17 protein-coding genes, 7 tRNA genes and 2 rRNA genes (1 of these 26 only partly in view) are annotated in these 23,191 nt (G+C 48.7%); 3 read left to right on the top strand and 23 right to left on the bottom strand.

The annotated features are described in order from the left end of the window. Positions 1-38 precede the first annotated feature (38 nt). From GHH_RS01010 to GHH_RS19270, 5 genes are all read right to left on the bottom strand, one after another. A complete protein-coding gene (locus tag GHH_RS01010) occupies positions 39-494 on the bottom strand; it encodes a (2Fe-2S)-binding protein (RefSeq protein ID WP_015373747.1) in 456 nt (151 codons plus the stop codon). A 384-nt stretch (positions 495-878) separates the two neighbouring features. Then, entirely contained in the window at positions 879-1,763 is an 885-nt protein-coding gene (locus GHH_RS01005; RefSeq protein ID WP_011229682.1) for a helix-turn-helix transcriptional regulator, read from the bottom strand. 537 nt (positions 1,764-2,300) lie between these two features. Continuing rightward, positions 2,301-3,434: an IS4 family transposase gene (locus tag GHH_RS01000; protein ID WP_015373746.1), complete on the bottom strand. Its 1,134-nt coding sequence runs from the start codon at positions 3,432-3,434 to the stop codon at positions 2,301-2,303. Positions 3,435-3,947: 513 nt separating this feature from the next. Next, positions 3,948-4,253 (bottom strand): transposase, encoded by a 306-nt coding sequence (locus GHH_RS19340; RefSeq protein WP_047817654.1) that lies wholly within the window; start codon positions 4,251-4,253, stop codon positions 3,948-3,950. 189 nt (positions 4,254-4,442) lie between these two features. Further along, positions 4,443-5,015 (bottom strand): winged helix-turn-helix domain-containing protein, encoded by a 573-nt coding sequence (locus tag GHH_RS19270; RefSeq protein ID WP_011229678.1) that lies wholly within the window; start codon positions 5,013-5,015, stop codon positions 4,443-4,445. Positions 5,016-5,572: 557 nt separating this feature from the next. Here GHH_RS19270 and GHH_RS00980 point away from each other — a divergent pair. Both GHH_RS00980 and GHH_RS00975 read left to right on the top strand, forming a co-directional pair. Then, a complete protein-coding gene (locus GHH_RS00980; protein WP_015373744.1) occupies positions 5,573-6,790 on the top strand; it encodes an IS110 family transposase in 1,218 nt (405 codons plus the stop codon). A 382-nt stretch (positions 6,791-7,172) separates the two neighbouring features. Next, on the top strand, positions 7,173-8,267 hold the full coding sequence (locus GHH_RS00975; protein WP_015373743.1) for an L-dopachrome tautomerase-related protein: 1,095 nt from the start codon (positions 7,173-7,175) through the stop codon (positions 8,265-8,267). Positions 8,268-8,668: 401 nt separating this feature from the next. On the opposite strand, the gene GHH_RS00965 is transcribed toward GHH_RS00975, so the two are convergent. Next, positions 8,669-10,036, bottom strand: coding sequence for an ISLre2-like element ISGsp3 family transposase (locus tag GHH_RS00965; protein WP_015373741.1), 1,368 nt, complete (start codon positions 10,034-10,036; stop codon positions 8,669-8,671). A 163-nt stretch (positions 10,037-10,199) separates the two neighbouring features. On the opposite strand from GHH_RS00965, the gene GHH_RS00960 reads away from it, so the two are divergent. Further along, entirely contained in the window at positions 10,200-11,357 is a 1,158-nt protein-coding gene (locus GHH_RS00960) for an ISL3 family transposase (RefSeq protein ID WP_041470620.1), read from the top strand. Positions 11,358-11,725: 368 nt separating this feature from the next. On the opposite strand, the gene GHH_RS00955 is transcribed toward GHH_RS00960, so the two are convergent. From GHH_RS00955 to GHH_RS00875, 17 genes are all read right to left on the bottom strand, one after another. Further along, entirely contained in the window at positions 11,726-12,211 is a 486-nt protein-coding gene (locus tag GHH_RS00955) for an 8-oxo-dGTP diphosphatase (protein WP_015373739.1), read from the bottom strand. A gap of 504 nt (positions 12,212-12,715) precedes the next feature. Then, a complete protein-coding gene (gene glmS / locus GHH_RS00950; RefSeq protein ID WP_015373738.1) occupies positions 12,716-14,518 on the bottom strand; it encodes a glutamine--fructose-6-phosphate transaminase (isomerizing) in 1,803 nt (600 codons plus the stop codon). Between the two features lie 516 nt (positions 14,519-15,034). Next, the gene (gene glmM, locus GHH_RS00945; protein WP_015373737.1) at positions 15,035-16,384 is read right to left on the bottom strand and encodes a phosphoglucosamine mutase; all 1,350 of its coding nucleotides are present in this window, start codon (positions 16,382-16,384) and stop codon (positions 15,035-15,037) included. A gap of 27 nt (positions 16,385-16,411) precedes the next feature. Further along, complete coding sequence (locus GHH_RS00940) at positions 16,412-17,650, bottom strand: YbbR-like domain-containing protein (protein ID WP_015373736.1); 1,239 nt, start codon at positions 17,648-17,650, stop codon at positions 16,412-16,414. After that, the gene (cdaA, locus tag GHH_RS00935) at positions 17,643-18,464 is read right to left on the bottom strand and encodes a diadenylate cyclase CdaA (protein WP_014194616.1); all 822 of its coding nucleotides are present in this window, start codon (positions 18,462-18,464) and stop codon (positions 17,643-17,645) included. The genes GHH_RS00940 and cdaA overlap by 8 nt, the downstream gene beginning before the upstream one ends. A gap of 72 nt (positions 18,465-18,536) precedes the next feature. After that, the gene (rsiW, locus tag GHH_RS00930; protein WP_015373735.1) at positions 18,537-19,148 is read right to left on the bottom strand and encodes an anti-sigma-W factor RsiW; all 612 of its coding nucleotides are present in this window, start codon (positions 19,146-19,148) and stop codon (positions 18,537-18,539) included. 14 nt (positions 19,149-19,162) lie between these two features. Beyond that, positions 19,163-19,726, bottom strand: coding sequence for an RNA polymerase sigma factor SigW (sigW, locus tag GHH_RS00925; RefSeq protein ID WP_020279758.1), 564 nt, complete (start codon positions 19,724-19,726; stop codon positions 19,163-19,165). A gap of 200 nt (positions 19,727-19,926) precedes the next feature. Continuing rightward, complete coding sequence (rocF, locus tag GHH_RS00920; RefSeq protein ID WP_014194613.1) at positions 19,927-20,826, bottom strand: arginase; 900 nt, start codon at positions 20,824-20,826, stop codon at positions 19,927-19,929. A 148-nt stretch (positions 20,827-20,974) separates the two neighbouring features. Continuing rightward, positions 20,975-21,047, bottom strand: a tRNA-Ala gene (locus GHH_RS00915). Between the two features lie 6 nt (positions 21,048-21,053). After that, a tRNA-Gly gene (locus tag GHH_RS00910) sits at positions 21,054-21,125 on the bottom strand. A gap of 4 nt (positions 21,126-21,129) precedes the next feature. Next, positions 21,130-21,205, bottom strand: a tRNA-Lys gene (locus GHH_RS00905). 301 nt (positions 21,206-21,506) lie between these two features. Further along, a tRNA-Gln gene (locus GHH_RS00900) sits at positions 21,507-21,581 on the bottom strand. A gap of 114 nt (positions 21,582-21,695) precedes the next feature. Further along, positions 21,696-21,767: transfer RNA gene (locus GHH_RS00895), tRNA-Glu, on the bottom strand. A gap of 10 nt (positions 21,768-21,777) precedes the next feature. Beyond that, a tRNA-Thr gene (locus GHH_RS00890) sits at positions 21,778-21,853 on the bottom strand. 7 nt (positions 21,854-21,860) lie between these two features. Further along, positions 21,861-21,935, bottom strand: a tRNA-Asn gene (locus GHH_RS00885). Positions 21,936-22,091: 156 nt separating this feature from the next. Beyond that, positions 22,092-22,208 (bottom strand): 5S ribosomal RNA (gene rrf, locus GHH_RS00880). 480 nt (positions 22,209-22,688) lie between these two features. Further along, positions 22,689-23,191: ribosomal RNA gene (locus GHH_RS00875) — 23S ribosomal RNA — on the bottom strand (it continues 2,427 nt past the right edge of the window).

Here is a 23,191-nt window from a genome sequence, read left to right as displayed (position 1 = left end):
TGGTTGGATAAGCGTGCAACCGATCCATGTTCAACAGGTCAGTTCCCGTTCACCTGTCGAATAAATTCCGCCACGTTTCCCATGCAACAAGCCCCTTGGGGGTTGTTCACCTCACAACCGCAACGCCCCGCCTGGACATGGGCCTTGATTTCCTGAAGCGGCTCCCCGCCGTGCCGCACGGCTTCTGCGATACGTTCCCTTGTCCAATCAAAACAGTAACAAACGGGGACATCCATCGCCGAATCCTTTTGAAACACGGGCACTTTCAAGTCTCCCGCGGCAAAGGTCAGCGGTCCGTCCGATGCAAAATAGACCGTTTCGCAGGACGGGTTCGGGCAAAAGGCGTAGTCTCGGTCAGGGACGAGCGTTGCCAAAGCCGCAGGTTTCAGCAGGGACTTGAGCGTGATTAGCGGCACACGTCTTCCGTTTTGCCCGCATTTCGGGCAGTTTGTTTCCGTCGTTTCTCCACGGTTTGTCGGAGCACAACAGTCCATTGTAATCGCACCTTTCATTCAGGCAAGTGAGCCATGATCTTCCTGACTTAAATATACTTCGCATCAAATATTGTATCACACACCAGGCCAGTGCCGATGAAATGCACATTGATCCATTCCAGTCTTTTCTAAATGTCCTTTCGCCTTTCCCTTCCAAGCGTTCACACTATCCGAACCATGCTTTCATCATGTTTGATTTCCCTGCTATGTTAAGGGAAAATAAATCATGTCCGCTAATTTGAAAGAAATCAGGCGAAAAGGAGACAGTGAGTACTCCTTTCAAACGAAGAAAAGCCCAGCATGGACCCAGGCAAAACCCTGCCCCTGCTCGGCTTCTTGGACATTTTTTCCTGGACGGATATATTTTACGGGGATAAATATCATCTACTCCCACTCTTCAAAAGATAAATTGGTAGGCTCGTCTAAAAGGTCAACTGTAAAATCAATATTTGTTGTTGGTGTACGCTCATCCACTTCCTCAAATTTAAGTTCATCAATCCATACTTGCCCTTTCCCCGAAAGTAAAACACCAAAAGATATGACTGCACTATTTTTAGGAACATCTAAAACGATATAGTAATGATTCCATTCAGTATCTCCTACAATCGGGCGGTCACTCATATTATCAAATTGCAACACATCCCCAAGTGCATCATCCACTCGCATCCAAAACCCACAGAATCCATCAACACCTTTTGATTTTATAAACCCAGAAAGTTTTATCCTTTTACCAAGATACTTTTCTGCCTTAAATTGTTGCATCATTGTGGCAAATTCAGCTTGAGATTGGACAGTAACAGCCTTTAAGAATCCAGATGCTTTCCCCTTGTGAAAGATTTCTCTGTCAATTCCCATTTTATAATTAAACGGGTGACTTCCGCTTAATTTCCATCCTTTCAATTGTTCGTTTTTCAACATGACATCCTCCCTTTGTAAAGTTAATTTACCCATGATTTTGCGGTATTGTCCTGGCGGTAATTGATAATATTTCTTAAACGAACGGGTAAATGATTCTTGTGTTTCAAAGCGATAATAGAAAGCAATATCTATTATCTTTTTATCCGTATAAAGCAGCATGTTGGCTGAATTAGCAATTCTTCGATATCGAACATATTCAGATACAGTCACACCAACTTCTTTTTGAAAAATACGATGAAAATGGTACTTTGAAAAACCAGCAAACTGAGCAATGTTTTCTAAAGATAATTCTTCATGCAAATTAGTCTCTATATATTCAATCGTTTTTTGAATAATGGGACTGTAGCTCATTTCATAGGCCTCCTTACACCTCCTTACAAATAAGATAACAGAAGAAACCATGATTTTTTTGACCTATATTGCTTTGTTTAACATCAAACGAATATTGATTTTGTATATCATAAAGTTCAAAGCATAGGATAAGTCCCGAATTTCCTGATCAAATCACATCAAAAAATGATTTTCCTTTCGCCTGCCCCCTTTAAGTAACAAACCGTAAGAACGCGATGATCCCATTTTGATTTCCCTACTATGTCAAGAGACAATAATTCATGTCCATCCCTCCCTCTCCCCTCAAACTCTCTCTTCCCTAGAGCCGCAAGGGGTTTGAGACTTTGAGGAACCAGTTGGAACAAAAAACCAGGAAAATAAAAAGTGTCCTTCGTTTTGGAAGAAATTAGTAGAAAAGGCGGCAGGGAGCACGAAAACGGAATGTTGGGAAATGTCCAAGGAAATAATTTGAGTGAACAAATGGAGAAGACGAATTGGATCATAGCGGGAAGGGGTATATTGGGAAACCGCTTGATAAATCAATATCACGAGTGTTGATTATCCAAAATTATACATACGCCTTCCATAAATTTGGGCATACTCAAACAAAGCAGCGGCCATCCCGGATTTCCAATCGAGAGGAAGCTGCCCAGAGAAAAAACGGCGAACGAACGAAATGAAGGAAAGAGAGACGTTCGTCTGTTTTTTGGTTTGATCATACAGCCATCGCAGCAACACATACGCGATGAACGCCGCAAACAGTTGGTTGTATACCGCATTTTCCGTCGTGCCAAACAAGGTCGGGACATTCAGATATTGCTTCACCCAACGGAAAAAGACCTCAACAGTCCAACGTTGTTGGTACATGTCGGCAATGGTTTCCGCAGACGCATGGAAGAGGTTCGTCACGACCCGAATGTCGCGGCCATTCGCATCTCGAAAGATCACCACCCGGTGACGCTTGGTGGAGCGGCATTGTTTCGTCCCCAACTGGCACGTGAAGTCGGCTTGAACCGATGAGGATGTGCTGGAAAGGCGTTTCAAGCTTTTTTTCTGATGAAGTTCGATGTTGTCCTTCATCCGAATGACAAAGAGCTGATGCTGCTCCACAAATCGATCGAGGCGTTCGATTTTGAAATACGCCCGGTCTTCCACCAGCACTTGTTGAGCGTTCGTCAACTGTTCTCCCACCGGGCCATCATGACGCAGTCCGATGGTTTCCACCACGTCTGCCGGCAACGAGGATCCCGGCGAATACGCGACGTGCAGCTTCACTCCGGCGCGTTCGCCGTGATACGGCGCCCATGGCAGGCGGTTTTTCCCGACCGTGACGGTCGTCGAATCCACCACCCGAAGCGGTTTGGGAAACCGAAGCGAACGGCGGGTTTGGCGGTTGCACTTGGAAATGATCAACGCCAACAAGCGTTTCATGATGTCATAGGGAACTTCTTTCGCTTTCTTGGATACAGTTGAATAATGGAATCGCGGCAATCCATACAGAGGCCCCACATCGGCTCCGTGGCGAAAGCTTTTCCATTGATGCATGGCGGCCAGCAGGAAGAAGTGAATCAACTCGCGCAACGGAAAGGTTCGAGACGAATCACGATACCCAACCGCTTCGGCAATCCGTTGAATCTCTTCATCCGAAACAAGTTTTTGCATCAAATTCGGGAGTGTGGTATGCTTGTTCATAGAGAGCACCTCCTGGGTTTGTTTGTGTCGCTACTCACATTCTACAGGAAAGGTGCTCTTTTTTCTATACCCTTTGGATTTTATTGGATAATCAACACGCCTGACCTTCTTTCTTGTTATTTCTTTTCATATTTTAGCAAACTTCCATCTAATGTTGCTATGATTTCGACTAGTTCTTTTTTATATTGGCTCTGTTAATGTTTGTTGTTGATTAATGGATGGAAAATTAAAAGACGTTCAAATTTCACAGTTTTGAACGTCTTTTATTATCGTTACGATTGGGCACAAGTGATAATATGACAACAATGAACGTTGAGATACAAGCCGCGGCAAAAATAACACTTTGTACGATTTTTGACTCGTTATAAGTTTTATACGCAAAAGTTCCCATTATTATAGCAGTGATTAAATTGCAAAATAATAGTAAAGAAATTTTTCCAATTTTGTTCATATACAATCCTCCTTAAATGATTATTTTCTATATACATGCAACATGAAGAGTTAACTTCTCAGTCATCCTGCACACCCTAAGCGCTGCAGCACTTCCTCCGGACGTTCGTGGATGTAGTTGACAAACCGAGTAATGGCTTGAATGATATCGTTGCGATCCTTGTGAAAGACATTGGCAATCACCGTATCTTTCAGCCATTTCCATAAGCGTTCGATCGGGTTCAGCTGTGGCGAATAGGGAGGAAGGTAAATAAAGTGAAAACACTGCCCTTCTTCCCGCAAAAACTCCTTGACCATTTTGGCATGGTGAATGCGGGCGTTATCCAACACCAAGACCATGAGACGGTCCGGATAGCGCTCTTTGAGCATTCTCAAGAAATTCAAGAACGTCGCGGCATTGGCGCGGCAGTCGTTTGATGAAGCACCGTTTCGCCATCGTGGATGTTGACCGCGCCAAACCGCGATACGTGGGCATGATGGCCGAACGTCGGCACTTGTTTTTGGCGGCCGACTTCTGACCATGTGGACCGCAAGACATGGTAAGAGCGGATATGGGTTTCATCGATGTACAGAAGAACGGCATCTTCTGTGTCCTTGGTGATCAAGTTTTTTGATCAGATCCATTTGCTTTTCCAATTGCTTTTGCTCATCCGGGTTCCCTTTCGCCAGTGTGTACGTCGGTCGTGTCCACGACAGCCCTTTGCGGTGCAGGAGTTTTCGCAACGCTTCGCGGGAAATGCAAACACCGAAGTGCTTTTCGACATAGGATTGCAGGAGTTTGGTGTTCCACGCCGAAGCGACGTCCCAGCCCAGTTCGGCGGGAGTGGTGGTCAACACAAGCTGTTTGATCTCTTCCTGCTGTTCTTCGGTGAGAAACGGCTCCCGCCCGGGGGCGAAATCCCGATGAAGCAAGAGCTCCAGACCACCTTCGTTGAACAGCGACACATAATGGGAAACGGTTTGTCGGCACACGTTGACCATGGAGGCCACCTCTTTGCCCAAATAGCCTTCCATGACCAGGCGAACCGCCATCACCCGTTGGCGAAGAAGGGTGTTTTTGATTTTCCGTTCCTGTTTGCGAAGTGTCCGAGGTGTCCATCCGTGATCGTTGGTGATTTTGAGACGTTTCATGCAGAATTCCGCTCCTTTTCCATACTTTTCCTTAGGAGCAGTATAACCGGAGTGGGCACCGCTTATGCGAAGGTTAACTTTTCAATGAGCATGTATATAGAACGATAAGAGAGGTTCTTTCGCTATAAAAGCAATATTCTTTAGTCTTGTCCTGGCGCATTTTTAGGCCGTTGCATTTAAAAAAATGGAACAGGCTAAAAATGCGTTTTATTTTTTACCTCCTTCCCGAGGACGCTTCTTCCTTTGCCTCACCCCATTGTAATTTTTGCTTGTTAGGCGCATAAAGGACCTGTGCTCTTCGGACGGCTTGCGGGAAGCTTCATATATAACGAAAACGGTTTTTCTTTCTACTTGTCTATGTTAAATTTTTCCTAAATTTTTTGTGCTTTTGTCTCTCATCATTCATTGAATCGCATCATACATTAAAGAATGTGATGGATAGTTGCCAAAAATTTTGTCCACAAATGATTAACGTTTTATGAAGATCAGTAGTAAACTTATGAAGATCGATGATGTATAAAATTTTGTGTAACACATTTTAAACGCTGGTTGTTGGGATGGATATTGCAAAGAAAAAACATTATGCCTGCTTTGTGGATGAGCGAGGGAGGGTGTTAAAAAAGCCGTTTCCCGTTCTGCAATCGAGAGAAGGATTGGAATGGTTGTACCAGTGCATCGTGGAAGCCATGAAGGAATTTGGAAAAACCGAGGTGATCGTTGGCATCGAGCCAACGGGACATTATTGGCTGAATCTCGCCTATTTTCTTGATGAGAAAGGCATTCCTCTCGTCATGACAAACCCGATGCACGTGAAGCGATCCAAAGAGCTGGACGATAACCTTCCAACCAAGCATGATGCGAAAGACGCGCTCGTCATTGCCCGGTTAGTGAAAGACGGCCGATTCAGCTATCCGCGTATTCTGAAAGGGATGGAGGCGGATCTGCGCGTGGGAGCGACATTTCGCTCCAAATTGGTGGAAGAACAGGGAGCGATTCGAAATCAAATGATTCGCTGGCTTGATCGATATTTTCCGGAGTTTTCCCAAGTCTTCCCGTCATTTGGGAAAATGGCGCTCGCGGTGCTGGAATATACGCCATTTCCGAGTGATCTGGCAGGAAAAGAACTAGAAGAGGTGCTGGCCCTTTACCGGCAAAGTGAGGGATTACAATCGCCACAAAAGCCGAAAGCGAAGAAGTTGATGGAATTGGCCCAACACTCCATTGGCGTAACGGAAGGACAACAGATGGCCCGTATCGAAATTGCCACGCTTGTCCGCCGGTACCGCCAACTGGAAGAAGAAATCGAGGCACTGACAGAGCAGCTGATTGAACTCGTACAGACATCGGTCGAATACGAATGGCTGAAGACCGTTCCGGGCTTAGGCGATGCGACCATCGTAGAACTGTTATCAGAGATCGGGAGTTTCTCCCATTATCAGGATCCGCGGCAGCTTATCAAATTAGCGGGCCTGACGCTGCGGGAACATTCCTCCGGCCAACACAAAGGGCAAAAACGGATCTCCAAGCGTGGAAGAAGGCGGTTGCGCGCCCTTCTGTTCCGGGTGATGATGCCGATGATCCGTCACAACGAAGCGTTTCGGCAGCTGCACGAATATTACACGACACGTCCTGATAATCCGTTGCGGAAGAAGCAATCCATTGTAGTGTTATGCGGAAAATTACTGAAGGTACTGCATGCGGTGTGTACGAAACGACAGGCGTTTGACGTGAAGCGAATGATGTGGGACATCTTTGGCCTCGAAACGGCTGCTTGATGCCTATAGTCTCGATTCTCTAGACAACAAGGATGACACGGAGAAGCTGGCGCGATATCATCCATTCGACCTTGAGTCCCTAAAGGAGCTTAGCCGGCCTCTGCCTGATGACTAGACCGAACGAAGGAATGTAGGCACAAGGATGCCAAGAGACATGGGAGGGTTCGTCATCATCAGCGATGCAGAGATCCATGGTGCATCCCATACGCTTCCCCCACTACAACCAAATTTAACCAGTAGTGGCCGCGAAGCGTACCCAGTCAATGTAAGATATACACATATTTAAGAAATAATGTTAGAAACTTTGTCGAAAAATATTTTTTTGACACCCCTGAAACGGCTACAACCGTTGATATATCAACATTTATAGAGGGAGGATATGATGATACCTATGTTACCTAGTGAAAAATATTTTGGTAATTTTGAACTGGTTTATCCATTTTATGGGGCTATGCCTACAGGTGTTACTGTTTCAGAAACCGGTCGTATTTTCGTTTGCTTCCCGAGATGGGGAGACGATGTTAAATTTACGGTGGCGGAAATTGTTGAGGATAAATTGCTGCCTTATCCTAATTTACAAACCAATTTGGTTAACCCCGAGAATATCACAAGGACTTTTATCAGTGTCCAAAGTGTAGTTGCTGATGGAAGGGGAACACTTTGGGTATTAGATACAGCTGCACCCAATTTTTCTGAACCTATTAAAGGGGGGGCAAAATTAGTCGCTGTTGATCTAGAAACGAATACAATAAGAAAAGTATATACCTTTACAGAAGATGTTGTCTTGCCTACAACTTATTTGAATGATGTCCGTTTTGATTTTCGTGTTGGAAAAGCAGGGTATGCTTATATAACGGATTCTTCTTCAACAGGACCAGGAGCTATAATCGTCGTAGATTTAGCAGATGGAAACGCCTTCAGACGGTTAAATGGGGCAAATTCAACTTCACCCGATCCCTATTTTATACCGAAAGTAGAAGGAAAAGTATTAATGAATCGAAATAAAGATGGCAGTACTTCTCCATTTAGACTGGCTTCTGACGGTATTGCGATTTCGCCTGATGGAAGGGTATTATTTTTTTGTCCACTAACCAGTCGTCATCTGTTCTCGATCACAACAGAAGCCCTGAGAGACAGAAGCATACCGGACATGGAATTACCTTATTATGTGGAGTATTGGGGAGAAAAAGGTGCATCTGATGGAATGATCACTGATGCAAAGGGAAATGTTTATGCTGGAGATTATGAACACAACTGTATCCGCAAGATATTGCCAAATGGCACAATGGAAACGATCATACATGACCCGAGAATGTTGTGGCCGGATACTTTGTCAATTGGTCCGGATCAATATTTGTATGTCATTGTGAACCAATTACATCGACAGCCTAGATTTCATTATGGAAAAGACTTACGACAGAAACCTTATAGTTTACTTCGTATCAAAATTGATGAATTTCCTGCTCCGACCTTTTGATAATAAATAAACTTAAAATTAGGAACAGTTTATTTGGTAAATGTTAAACTGTTCCTTGAAATTTTTAGGCTCTTCACCACAAGTTGTACTTGAGATTTTAAGATAGGTATGCATAGGGAAAATAGAGGATACAAAAAATGCGAATTTTCCTGTATGGTAAAGGTGACCAAACCAAACCATTGGAGGAAAATTCGCATGTACGCTCAGTTTATCAAAGAACTCATCGATTTACCAGATGTTTTGATTCAAAGAGTCAGTCAAGACTTTGTGGAGAACATTTTTTCGGTTCACTACGGGCGTTGTCAATCACTAGTTAGCGAACCATTTTCAGGAATTGATATCGTAAGCGCTTTCGGACTCTCATCCCTCATCTTGAGGTGATGATATTGTATTCCATTTTTTTACACCCAACCAAAATCCCGAAGCGCCGACAACGCTTGATGGATCGGCGTCCCGGATGACCGCTGCAGACACGGTAGATTCTGACGCACCACATCTGCCCACAACCGTCCTGCCTTCCGTTTGGCCTGTTCAACCCGCTTGGACTTCGTCGAGGCCGAGGCTGCCGTTCGGGTCTCTTCTTCCTCCACCAACTGCCCATTTCTCCGCCAAATCCCGTCGATTCGGGCCGCCATCGCCCTCAGAAACGCCCGAAGCCCTTGGTCTTTCCAGCTGCGGCGGGATTTCACCCGATGCGCAAACCGGCTCATCACGCTCTCGGCGTGGCCCATCGGACGCATGCCGGTCGTCTCCACCCCTTGCTCCGACAGCCACTCCCGATAGTCCCGGATGCATCCCGGCATCGACTCGATCCGGCGGATCATGGCAGCCATCTGCTTCTCTTTCGCTTCGTCCTCCAACGTGCCGACCGCGCTGTTCAGCTCCACCAGAAGCCCCTCTTCGTCTTGTTTCGCCAGCTTCTTCCGCACCTCCCGCCAACGCGGATGGCCGGACAGACACTGACGCAGCTCCCGCGCCACATGAAATCGATCCAGCTGAAAGCACGCCCGCTTCCCAAAATACTCCCGGCAGGCCGTGATCCACGACGCCGCGTCGCCGTTGATGATCAAAAGGTCCCGGCACGGATCATAGGCATATTCGTTCATCAGCCACTCTTCAAACCGTTCCCACACGTCTCCCGCCCCTTCATGGAGGTAGTGGCGCCGGTTCACGAGCTCGAGCTGCGAACCGTTTCGTTTCCATCCCTCGTGAATCGCCAGGATTTTCTCTTCTTTCGCCCGTTTCCCTTTCCCCTGGCGGGAAATGAACAGCCCATCCGCCTCCACAAACAGCACTCGGCCGTGCCGTTTGGAAACAGGGTGGTGCAGCGAGACAGGGGCCTCCAGCACCAGTTGGCGAATCGCCTCGTGGCTCATGACCGCATACCCCACGATCGACTCCAACGTACGGGCCGCTTTGCGGTAGGAAGAGCACTCTACGGCCAACTCGACCGCCGTTTCCTCGAGGCAAGGGCTGATCGACTGCGCTCCATCAAAGCCCAGTTCGGCATCCAGCAAGAAGGTATACGCCCCCGCCTGCCGATCATAGTAGTAGTTCCGTCGAAACGTCACTTCTCCAAACAGCGTTTGGATCGTAGTCGGCCGTTTGTCTTTCAGCTGATACCGGCGCTTGTCCCGCGCTTCCGCCAGTTGTTGATCAATCTCCTCCAAAAGGGCCGCCAACAAGACAGCGAACACCTTTTGAAGAGTTCTGACTAATTGTTCCTCCAGCTCTTTTAATAAAGGCCATTCTGTGGTAAGATGTTTCATGGACTCTCTCCCTCCTGTTTTCGGTTGATGTTGACAATCACCATCATAGCAGGGAGAGAGTCCTTTTTGCATGACATTTGCTTTTTTCTACCGCGCTTCGCTTGGTGGCCCCGACGAGCGTCGCGAACAAAAGTTCGCAACCCTCGTCGGGGATCATTTCGGAATGTCACCCACAAATATTTTACTCACACTGATTCAAAAGGTGCGAAAAGAAGAAGAACGTTGGATTTTCGAACTTTCTCTACCCGAACAATGCCCATTATGTCCTGTCTGCTTGAAGCGTACAATCAAAATGACAGGCAAAAAGAAGCAATGGATGCATGGGTATGCTCAACGGATCGGCATCTTTTGGGTGGAACTCCCTGTGGAGCGTAGACGTTGTGGTACATGTGGCATGACATTCAGCACGTCTTATCCCGGAATTTCCCCTCGAAGTGTAGCGACGGATGCGTTTCAGCAATGGGTGGCGCAATCTTGCATCGGAACATCCATTCAGGCGGTGGCTCGTATGCTCAAGCTTCCTTACACGACCGTGGAACGTTGGTTTTATACCCATGCCCCTTCCTTCCTATCGAATGACATCCAACCAAAGGCAGTTTGTGTCGATGAGTTTGCGTTTCGAAAAGGGCATGATTACGGAGTGGCGATCATGGATGCCGAAACGGGAGAAGTGTATGCCCTTGAAGCAGGAAAGAACGAGGAAGCCATTGGACGTGTATTGGCTCCTGTGTCTGATTCTGTTCAGTATGTCGTGAGCGATTTGGCTCCAGCGATGAAAAAAGCGATTCAAGGGGCGTGTCCGGAAGCGAAGCATGTGGTCGATTATTTTCATGTGATTCAATTGTTTACGGAAGCGTTGGATCGATGCCGCAAATCCTTCGGAAAAGGGAACAAGAAACATGGGCATGTCCGGTATGTTTGCCGCTTATTGACCCAGCGCCCCGAGAAGCTCACCGAGGAGGAACGCCAAACGGTGCGGGAGTGGCAGAAAGAGAGCGATTCCTTGCAGGCTGTCTATCAATCCCTTCAACATTTTCGTTATGTATCCAAAAGCCAAAGCGAGCGACAAGCGAAACGTCGTTTGAACGCCTGGGTTCATCGGTATTTGTTTTGTCCTTGTTCTGCTGTTCGCGCCATCGCAAAATCACTCGTCAAACGAACAGACGAAATCATATCGTGCATTTTATCCCCTTATTCAAATGGGAAAATGGAGGGAACAAATAACAAGATCAAGCTGATGAAACGTCGGGGATACGGATACAGAAATATCCAGCGTTTTGCATTGCGGGTTCGGCTAGAAACAGCTAACATACTTTCATGACAGGTGCAAGTACAACTTTTGGTGATGAACCTATATATTAGATATTTAGCATTTGATTCCTTCTTTAACTATACTGCCCGTTAGACGCCCATGCATCGCTTCGCAGCATCACAGATGATGAAAGAAATTTTATTCTTCCATAGAAATCAAATAAGACCGATTTTAACCAATTTACCACAATATTATAAACACTATTAAAATGCCTTTTATTATTCAAATATTTGTTTGATCGGAAATAAAGAAAAAATTGTTAGCATAAAAATTCGTCAACACTTTTATTGATTTATTGAGTATATAACTTTATTTTTCAGTGAACAACTTTATTTTCATCAGACGATAAAAAATTCCCTTAACAAGTAATATTCTCCTTACATTCGGGTAATTTTAACAGACACTTGTTTGTTCAAATCCGCATCCCAAACGCGTTGAATTTCGAATGTTCCTGGTTCAAAGAACATATTGAACCTTTCTTTGAACCAATCTTGCATAGGTAAGTTTAATGCTTCATCAATCGGCACCCAAAGCAATTCACCTTCTGGTGGATTTTCAAGGAGTTCTCCTTCGAATGTATTGGTCCAATAGTTAAAAACCATGTATCGTACATTTTCTTTTGGATTAACATATTCATCCAAACCTTTATAGATTAAATTTGAAACGGTTAAACCTGTCTCTTCCTTGACTTCTCTAATAGCCCCTTCTACGATACTTTCTGGAAATTCCACTTTTCCCCCTGGTGCTAAATATCCCGGAAAACCGAAATGGTTAGGTCGTTTAATTAATAAAACTTTATCTTCGTTTTGAATCATACACATCGTATAAATTCTATGTTCTACACTTTTCCAATCAACTGACATGATGTAGATTCTCCTTTCTAATTTATTTAAAATCTGAACGTTTTTAATAATCATATACTGTTTTCTTATTGAAACAACTCACCCGTTAGTCGCCTATGCCCCATTCATGTCACCACATTTTAAAAAAATTATGTTCTCCAGTGTGATTTGAAGAAGATCGATATCTCACAATAATTGTACCATAATATTACAAATATTTTTAAAATATCCTGCTTTTTTTAGTGATTCTATCTGATCGAAAATAAAAAAGTGCTGGCATAAACCTATGCCAACACCTTTTCCCAGTTACCATTATTATTTTCTAGTTACCAACTTTATTTTTCAGTATGCGACTTTATTTTCCGCAGATAATAGAAAGAACAAAAGCCTGCTGGATTCACCAACAGGCTTTCAGTTCCCGACTTTTTTGTTCGGTACCTAACTTTTTTGTCCGGTTCCCGACTTTTTTGTCAAGTACCCGACTTTTTTGTCATTCAACAACAGCCTTTCCGACCAATGAACCGCTTACTCCACCGTCACGCTCTTCGCCAAGTTGCGCGGTTTGTCGACGTCGCAGCCGCGGTGCAAGGCGGCATAGTAGGCGATCAGCTGCAACGGCACGACGGAGACAAGCGGCGTAAGATCCGGATGGACGGATGGGATGATAAAGCGGTCGCCGTCGCCTTCCAGGCCGCGCATCGAGATGACGCACGGGTTCGCGCCGCGGGCGACGACTTCTTTTACGTTGCCGCGAATGCTCAAATTCACGTGCTCCTGAGTGGCAAGCGCAATCACTGGCGTGCCGTCCTCAATCAAGGCGATCGTGCCGTGTTTCAGCTCGCCGCCGGCGAACCCTTCCGCTTGAATGTACGAGATCTCCTTCAGCTTCAGCGCGCCTTCTAGGCAGACATAGTAGTCAACGGCGCGGCCGATGAAAAAGCAGTTGCGCGTCAGGGTCAAGTAGTCGCTCGCGATGTTCTCCATTTCCTCTTTCGCATCGCACAGCATTTCCATCACATTGGCGACGATGGCAAGCTCTTTCGTCAAGTCAAAGCCCAGCTCAAAGCCTTTCGCTTTTGCCGCGGCCGCCGCCAAAATTGCCAACACGGCAATTTGCGCCGTATAGGCTTTTGTCGAGGCAACGGCGATTTCCGGACCGGCGTGCAACAGGAGCGTATAATCGGCTTCGCGCGACAGCGTCGAACCTGGGACGTTCGTGATCGTAATCGCTTTATGGCCGAGTTTGTTCGTTTGCACGAGCACAGCGCGGCTGTCGGCCGTTTCGCCGCTTTGCGAGATAAAGATGAAGAGCGGCTTTTCCGACAACAGCGGCATGTTGTACGAAAATTCGCTGGCGATATGCACTTCGACTGGTATTTTCGCCCACGACTCGATCAACTGCTTGCCGACAAGGCCTGCGTGGTAGCTCGTTCCGCACGCGACAATGTACAGGCGGTCGGCGTTCAGCACTTCGTTGATGATCGCTTGGTCAATCGTCAATCCGCCGTTTTCGTCTTGGTATTTTTGAATGATGCGGCGGATGACGAACGGCTGCTCGTCAATTTCTTTCAACATGTAATGCGGATACGTTCCTTTTTCAATGTCGCTTGCATCGAGCTCGGCCGTAAACGGCTTCCGTTCGACTGTCTCGCCGTTGAGCGTTTGAATCGTGACGTTCTCGCTCGTGACGATAACGAGCTCCCCATCCATCAGTTCGACGAATTGATTCGTCACTTGAAGCATCGCCATCGCGTCGCTCGCCACGACGTTAAACCCATCGCCCAAGCCGACGAGAAGCGGGCTTTTGTTTTTCGCCGCATAGATGGTGTTTTCGTCTTGCGCATCGATCATGGCGATGGCGTACGATCCTTTTAGCAGCGAGAGCGTTTTTCGGAACGCCTCTTCCGTTGCCAGTCCGTCGTTGACGAACTTCTCCACGAGCTGAACGATCACTTCCGTGTCCGTGTCGCTTTGGAATGTGACATCGGCCAAGTAGTCGCGCTTGACCATTTCATAGTTCTCAATGACGCCGTTATGCACGAGCGTAAAACGGCCTGAAGCGCTTTGATGCGGGTGGGCGTTCACTCGGCTTGGCGCCCCGTGTGTCGCCCAGCGTGTATGGCCAATGCCGACCGTCGCGTTGACGTTCGGGTCGACGATGCGGCGCAAATCAGCAATCCGTCCTTTTTCCTTAAACACATGCACGCCGCTTTCGTTCAACACAGCGATCCCCGCCGAATCGTAGCCGCGATACTCGAGTTTTTCCAATCCGCGCAATAAAATTTCCTTCACATCTTGATAACCGATATAGCCAACAATGCCGCACATGGCAAATGTTCCTCCTTTTCATCTTGGAGGCTGCCGCTAATGAGATCCTTCCATGTTCAGTTGTCAAAGAACAACGGGGCCTCACCGTCAATGCGGCAGACTCCCCTTTCGATTTGCGCGATGACATCCTCCCCTTTGTGCAAAGGGTCGCCCCTTTGTTTTAAGAGAGGACTTGCGGCTGTCATCGCCCCAGCCGGGAGGCATCCGCCGAAAACCTCGATAAACCTCCTCCTCGTCAACTAAGCGTTCTTCCGTCCAACGCTTAGTCCAGGCGCTTTTGTCGTCAAAACGATTGCAACAACCAACCGGTTTTTCTTTTTGAAACGTTCCATCCGCTGGAACAACTGCTGTTCCTGATCTCCTTGTTCCGCCCTGCCATCGCCTCCTTTCAAAAAAAGGCAACAACGTTAATATTACAGGACATTCCCAGCGGCGTCAACTATTTATATAAATACCCTATGCATAAACGAAAGGGAACGTTCCGTTTATGCATAGGGTGGTTGTCCAGACGGTCGATTATTCCGTCCCCATTTCACGGCGGACGACATCGGCGATCCGCTCCACGTAGGCGCGGCACGCTTCTTCGGTCGGGGCCTCCGCCATAATGCGCACAAGCGGCTCAGTCCCCGATGGGCGGACAAGAACGCGGCCGTTGCCGTTCATCTCTGCTTCCACTTCGGCGATCACGTTTTTCACTTGCTCATTTTCCATCACTTTTTCTTTCTCTTTCACCCGGACGTTCACTAAGAGCTGCGGGTATTTTTTCATTTCCCCCGCCAATTCGGAAAGCGGCTTGCCTTTGATTTTCATGATGTTGACAAGCTGGAGCGCCGTCAACATGCCGTCCCCCGTCGTGTTGTAGTCAAGGAAGATGATGTGTCCGGACTGCTCGCCGCCAAGATTATAGCCGTTCTTCTTCATTTCCTCGACGACATAGCGGTCGCCGACTGCTGTTTGCACGCTTTTCATCCCTTGAGCCTCCAGCGCTTTGTAAAACCCGAGGTTGCTCATGACGGTTGAGACGACGGTTTGGTGCTTGAGGCGGCCGGTTTCTTTTAAATATTTGGCGCAAATGTACATAATTTGGTCGCCATCGACGATGTTGCCGTTCTCATCGACGGCAATGAGACGGTCGCCGTCGCCGTCAAAGGCGAGCCCGACATCCGCTCCTTTTTCTTTGACAAATGCGGCGAGCGCTTCCGGATGGGTGGACCCGACCCCTTCGTTAATGTTGAGCCCATTGGGCGACGCCCCCATCGTCACGACATCCGCATCCAAATCGGCAAATAAGTACGTCGCCAGCGATGACGTCGCCCCGTGCGCGCAGTCGAGGGCGATTTTCATCCCGGAAAAATCTTCTTCATCGATCGTTTGTTTTAAATACTGCAAGTATTTTTGCCCGCCTTCAAAATAGTCGTTGACTTGCCCAAGTCCAGCCCCGATCGGCCGCGGCAGCATATCCTCCGCGCTGTCGATGAGCGCTTCTATCTCGGCTTCCTGCTCATCCGACAGCTTGAACCCGTCCGGGCCGAAAAATTTAATGCCGTTATCTTGCACCGGGTTGTGGGAGGCAGAAATCATGATGCCGGCCTGCGCTCCAAGCGCCTTCGTCAAATAGGCGACACCTGGCGTGGAAATGACGCCAAGGCGCATCACCTCGACCCCGATCGACAAAAGCCCGGCGACCAGGGCGCCTTCCAGCATATGGCCGGAAATGCGGGTGTCGCGCCCGATCAGTACTTTCGGGCGCTCAGCGCTTTTGGTCAGCACGTATCCGCCGCAGCGGCCGATTTGAAACGCCAACTCTGGCGTCAATTCACGATTTGCGACTCCTCGTACACCATCAGTGCCAAAATATTTGCCCATTCGTTCACTCTCTCCTTACTATGCAGTTTATTGTGCAGCCGCTTTTTCGCTAATCTGGACCATCGCCGTTTCCACCGACGGCTGCCATTGGACTTGTTCAGGGTGGTTCCATTGAATGGGAACTTGATGTTCGCCGGTGTCAAGTCCACCGACATCGACATACAAACGAATATCGTCTTTTGTCAACCCGCGGACGACATCGGGCGGACCGACAAGGCGGACCGTAATTTTGCCTTCAAGCGGTTTGACAAATTCGGCTTTGTATGAATCCGGCAAGCCGACGACAGCGATCGGCACGTCTTTCCACGTTTGCGTGACGTCTTTTTCCACATCAATATGGACCTTGATTTTGTCTGGGTTGACGCTTTTTGCGCCATCGGGAAGCGGAACGTCGAGCTCTACCGTCGCATCATCAGTAATGTCGTCCAAATCAACGGTCAATCCTTCCAGCTTGTCAATATGGTTCAACACTTCCTTCGGTCCATAAATCGTGACCCGATCCGGCTCCGGCGTGACGCTGACAAGATGCACACCATCCGGCAGCTCTCCGGTTGTCTGCACTTGAACCGGCACCGTCTTGCTCGGGCTTTTCACCGGCACGGTTACTTCCACCGACGATGGCTCTGGCTCAATATCCAACTCATTTCCCCGTCGATCGTACACTCGAACGCGCGCTTCTCTCGTCAGCGTTTCCGTCGCCCCATCTAAGTCGACGATGGCTTTGACAAAGGCAATCTCGTCGATTCGTTCCTTCGCCCCGGTAATCGTCACGGCATCTGGTTTCACCGTCGGTTCTCCAACGGAATAGCCATCCGGCATTTTGTTTCGATTGAAAAATTCAACACCGACCGGAAACTGTTTCGACACTTTTTCACGAATCGTCACTTTGGCCGAGGAAGGCTGAATCGTCACTTTCAACTTGTCGGAGATGTCCCTGTATTTGATCGGCACCGTGTATGTCCCTAATGGCAATTCCGTTAAATCGACATACACCTCGAAATTTCGTTGTAGAGCCGTCGGCTTGACAATGCTGGCGGGTCCTTGGAGCGTAACGTTCACGTATTTCGGGACACCCGATACGACCAAGTTGTTTTCATCATAGTAAGCGACCACCGGAATATCGACCAACGTTTCCGTATCTTCCTGGCCAAACGTGTTGCGCGTCTCACCAGTTTTCGCCCCGACATTGGCCGACATATACAGCATAATCGCCAGCAATAAGGAGACAACGCGAATAAACCAAGGATGGTCCATCAACTTATCCATGTTTCTTCCCCCTCCACTGCCAACGGGAAGAAGCAGGCGCCTTCGTCGCTGGAGCAAGTTCGCCGGTCAACAGCTCCCGAAACTCATCGATCGTTAAATCGCGGTACAGCTCGCCGTTTTTCGTCAACGATACTGCTCCCGTCTCTTCCGACACGACGACGGTGACGCTGTCCGTCACTTCGCTGATGCCGAGCGCCGCCCGATGGCGTGTTCCGAGCTCTTTCGAAATAAACGGACTTTCCGATAATGGCAAATAACAGGCCGCCGCAGCGATTTGGTTTTTTTGAATAATGACCGCCCCATCATGAAGCGGCGTGTTCGGAATGAAAATATTAATGAGCAGTTCCGGCGATACATGAGCGTTTAACATAATGCCGGTTTCGACATAATCGTTCATTCCGGTTTCCCGCTCAATGGAAATCAGCGCGCCGATGCGTCGCTTCGCCATATACTCGGTCGCTTTGACAATGGCTTCCACCATTCGCATCCGCTCTTCCTCTTCATTGACCGTATTGCGGGTGAACAGCCGTCCGCGGCCGAGCTGCTCAAGGGCGCGCCGCAATTCTGGTTGAAAAATGATGATGATCGCGAGAAATCCCCAAATGATCGCCTGATCCATCAGCCATTGCAACGTCGTCAATCCGAGGTAATTGCTCACGAAACGAACCAAAATAATTAAAAAAATGCCTTTTAACAACTGAATGGCCTTCGTCCCGCGAATCATCATGATCAACTTGTAAATCACATACCAAACGACAAGGATATCAACCACTTTTAACAAATATGACACGATGGGGAGCTCTCCGAAGGACATCTTCACACTTCCTTTATCTCTAATTCCAATCTGTTGATGGCCACGGAAAAAGCCATCGAACGATGGCTGCCATCATTCAATCGATTGGAGCGCACGATTGAACCTTTCTTTAATATTATACCAAATCCATTCAAACACTTGATTAATTTCCTCCACTTCCCCTGTCACTTGCCCGGCGGACGCCATATATTTCTTTCCATGGATCACAGTCACGTCCCCATCAACCGTTCCTTCAATCCGAATCGAGCCATTGCGGACGACAATATCTCCTTTGACCGTTTCTCCTTTCGGCACGATGACAGTATGATCGCGGATGATGACATGTTCATCAGCTGAGACGGAAAACGCGCCTCTTTCCCCCCATGAAGAGGCTAAGCTGCCGAAAGTAAGCGCGAAAAACAACGAGGCAGCCGTAAGCAGCGGATGACGATGCAGAAAACGGCGCAGCCGCGCGGTCTTTCTCTCTTTCGGCATCGCCTCCATAACCTTGGCTGCAAACGACGGCGGCGCCGCAACGTGGGCGGCATATTGGAGGAAAGCAACCGTCTTTTTCAGCTCGTGAAAATGGGCAGCGCACGCAGCGCACGAACGCAAATGTTCTTTCAGCTGCTGCTCTCCTTCTGGCTGGAGATCTCCATCAAAATAGCTGTGCATGAGCAACACGATTTCTTTCGGACATTCCATAGTCTCCCACCCTCTTATAAATGACCCAATTGCCTGCGCAACGCTTCGCGGCCGCGATGCAGCCGCGTTTTCACCGTGCCGACCGGCAACCCTAAAATCTCGCTGATTTCTTGCAACGACAAATCTTCCATATATTTCAACACGATCACGCTTCGATACTTTTCTGGCAACTGCTCAATCGCTCGCTGCACCGTCTCTTGCAGCTCCAGGCTTTCCACTGCCTCCTCCGGGGATGTTTCGCGGGAAGGAAGCTGAGCCTGCATCGTCAACCCGTCCGTGCCTCCGACCTCTTCATCTAAATACACGTCCGGCTTCCGTTTCCGCAATTTATCGATCGTCAAGTTCGTCGCGATCCGGTACAGCCAAGTGGAAAACTTCATTTCTGGATTGTACGTATCAATATGGATGTAGGCGCGGATGAACGCCTCCTGCGCCGCATCTTCCGCCTCATGCCGATTGCCAAGCATTCGATAGCAAAGGCGGTAAATCTTGTCCTTATACAAATCGACAAGATCCGCGTATGCGTTTTGATCCCCTTTTTGGATCGCCTTAATTCTCTTTTTAATAAATAGATCCATAAAATACAATACCCCCGCCTCACGGCTTACTGTATATTACGGCGCTCGATCAAGAAAAGTTTCATGCAACATATTTATTGTATCATACAACGGAAAAAGAGGGGACTCCAAACAAATGGCAGCCCCTCTTTCACAAACAGCGGGAACAAATCATCATCATATCCGTGAATCCCGCAACCAACCCTCTTTGCCCACATGCATTACATGAGTTTTTCACCAAACAACGACCCCATCAGCGCTACAGCCACTGATGCTGTTTTGTTCCGCTCATCCAAGATCGGGTTCACTTCGACAAATTCCGCTGAAGTGATGATTTGTGCCTCGGCCAGCATCTCCATCGCCAAATGGCTTTCGCGGTATGTCAATCCTCCAATGACAGGCGTTCCGACTCCCGGTGCGTCGCTTGGGTCAAGGCCATCCAAGTCAAGCGACAAATGAACGCCATCCGTTCGTTCTTTTAAATAGGCGATCGTTTCTTCCATCACCCTTGTCATTCCGAGCCGATCAACCTCATGCATCGTGTAAATTTTGATTCCTTTTTCGCGAATAAACTTCTTCTCCCCTTCATCAAGGGAACGGACGCCGATCAACACGACATGTTCCGGCTTGATTTTGGGGCTGTATCCGCCGATTTGCGTCAGCGCCGGATGGCCAAACCCGAGGCTCGCCGCCAGCGGCATGCCATGAATGTTTCCAGACGGCGACGTTTCCGCGGTGTTGACGTCGCCATGCGCGTCATACCAGATCACTCCAAGCCGCTCATAATGTTTCGCCACCCCGGCGAGCGTGCCAATGGCGATGCTATGGTCGCCGCCCAGCACAAGTGGGAAGCGCCCCCGCTGAACGACTTGGTCAACCGCCGCCGCGAGTTTCTCATTCGCCTCCGCAACCGCTTTCAAATTGCGCAACCGTGAATCTCCTTGCTCGTGCAACCGCTCTGCTTTTCCAATCGGAATATCTCCCAAATCTTCAATATCGTAATGAAGACGTTCCAGACGTTCGATGACGCCTGCATAACGCATTGCGCTCGGCCCCATATCAACGCCGCGGCGTGTCTGCCCTAAATCCATCGGAACCCCGATAATTGAAATTGGCTTCATGCTGTCTCCCACTCCTTTCCGGTTCCTGTTACGTCTTTATTGTAGAGGAAAGAAAGGGGATGACTCAACTTGACAAAATTTTGAATATTTATACCGATATAACAAAAAAGAGCAGGCTGCTTTTGGTTGTCAAGCAGTCTGCTCTTGATGGAGCCTATCGGGATCGAACCGATGACCTCCTGCGTGCAAAGCAGGCGCTCTCCCAGCTGAGCTAAGGCCCCGCCCCAAGCGGAAGACGGGACTCGAACCCGCGACCCCCACCTTGGCAAGGTGGTGTTCTACCACTGAACTACTTCCGCGCTATGGTGAGCCATGGAGGACTCGAACCTCCGACCCTCTGATTAAAAGTCAGATGCTCTACCTACTGAGCTAATGGCTCATGGTTGAGTATACACTCACAGTGAACGATGTCCCTTCCTCTACAAGCATATTCAAGGAAGCAAGATGCGTCGGGACAACTCGAAGCAAATCCGAAGATGCTTTGCTCGTTGCTCTACCTACTGAGCTAATGGCTCATGGTTGGGTATACACTCTAGGTACTACCTAGCTCTACCTGCCTCTTCCTCTCCCAGCCGATTCAAAGATGCCAAGTGCGTCGAGGCAACTCGAAGCAAACTCGAAGATGTAGCGCTCGTTACTGAGCTAATGGCTCATGACCATTTTTATGTACAAAAAAATAATGGCTGGGCTAGCTGGATTCGAACCAGCGCATCACGGAGTCAAAGTCCGTTGCCTTACCGCTTGGCTATAGCCCAACGCGATGAGAAAGAAACGCTGTATTCAATTGCTATTATATCTCAGCAATCAGGGAAGTATACACTTTTCATTTCGGCCAATCATCCTTGAAAGGACGACTGGCCGAAATGGAGTGACCCGTACGGGATTCGAACCCGTGTTACCGCCGTGAAAGGGCGGTGTCTTAACCACTTGACCAACGGGCCGGAAAATAAATGGAGCTTCCAACCGGGCTCGAACCGGTGACCTCTTCCTTACCATGGAAGTGCTCTACCTACTGAGCTATGGAAGCGTAAAAATGGCTCCGCAAGTAGGATTCGAACCTACGACCTACCGGTTAACAGCCGGTTGCTCTACCGCTGAGCTATTGCGGAATGATGAATAACTATATGTCATGCACATCTTCCCAATGTGCTCGTTGCCTCTTCCTCTGCCAGCTAATTCAAGGGAGCGAGATGCGTCGAGGCAACTCGTAGCGAATTCGAAGATGTGAAGCTCGTCGCTGAACTATTGCAGAATAATGAAACATTGCCTAGCAGCGACCTACTCTTGCAGGGGCGCTGGCCCCAACTACCATCGGCGCTGGAGGGCTTAACTTCCGTGTTCGGGATGGGAACGGGTGTTTCCCCTCCGCCATAGCCACTAGGCAATGGTTATCATCTTGGACAGTAATTATTATATCCATCCTGTTGGATTTGTCAACAGGATGTTCATTCCTTCAAAACTAGATAACCGTCGGAAGAAGCCGCTCGCCTGCGCTTTTCGCATTGTCCAGCTCCGGCTCGCCGCCGCTCGGGGCCAAATAACCTTCGCCTTCGGGATGTGAACATCCCTGCAGGCGAAGAACATTTGCCCGTCGCGGCGACCCGCTCGCCTGCGCTTTTCACTGTCTAGTTCCGGCCGCCATCGGCTCGCGACGCTTCGGTCCTGCTGCGGCGGCGACAGCCTCCTCGCAGGCCCTCCAGCGCACCTCGCCGATAAGCGGGCGGCCTCCACTTTTCTTGCTGTCCAGTTCCAGCGCCTAGCTCTCTTCTGCCAAATAACCTTCCCCCTCGGGGTGCAAGCACCCCTGCGGGTGAAGAACATTTGGCTTCGAGAGCTAAACGCGGCGCTTCCACTTTTCTCACTAGGTTAAGCCCTCGATCGATTAGTATCCGTCAGCTCCACGTGTCGCCACGCTTCCACCTCGGACCTATCGACCTCGTCATCTTCGAGGGATCTTACCCGCTTTGCGCGGTGGGAAATCTCATCTTGAGGGGGGCTTCACGCTTAGATGCTTTCAGCGCTTATCCCGTCCGCACATAGCTACCCAGCGGTGCCCCTGGCGGGACAACTGGTACACCAGCGGTGCGTCCATCCCGGTCCTCTCGTACTAAGGACAGCTCCTCTCAAATTTCCTCCGCCCGCGACGGATAGGGACCGAACTGTCTCACGACGTTCTGAACCCAGCTCGCGTACCGCTTTAATGGGCGAACAGCCCAACCCTTGGGACCGACTACAGCCCCAGGATGCGATGAGCCGACATCGAGGTGCCAAACCTCCCCGTCGATGTGGACTCTTGGGGGAGATCAGCCTGTTATCCCCGGGGTAGCTTTTATCCGTTGAGCGATGGCCCTTCCATGCGGAACCA

Source organism: Geobacillus sp. GHH01 (assembly GCF_000336445.1).
Taxonomy (GTDB): Bacteria; Bacillota; Bacilli; order Bacillales; family Anoxybacillaceae; genus Geobacillus; species Geobacillus zalihae.
The sequence above is the reverse complement of the archived record's forward strand: the minus strand, read 5'-3'. Positions and strand labels throughout refer to the sequence as shown.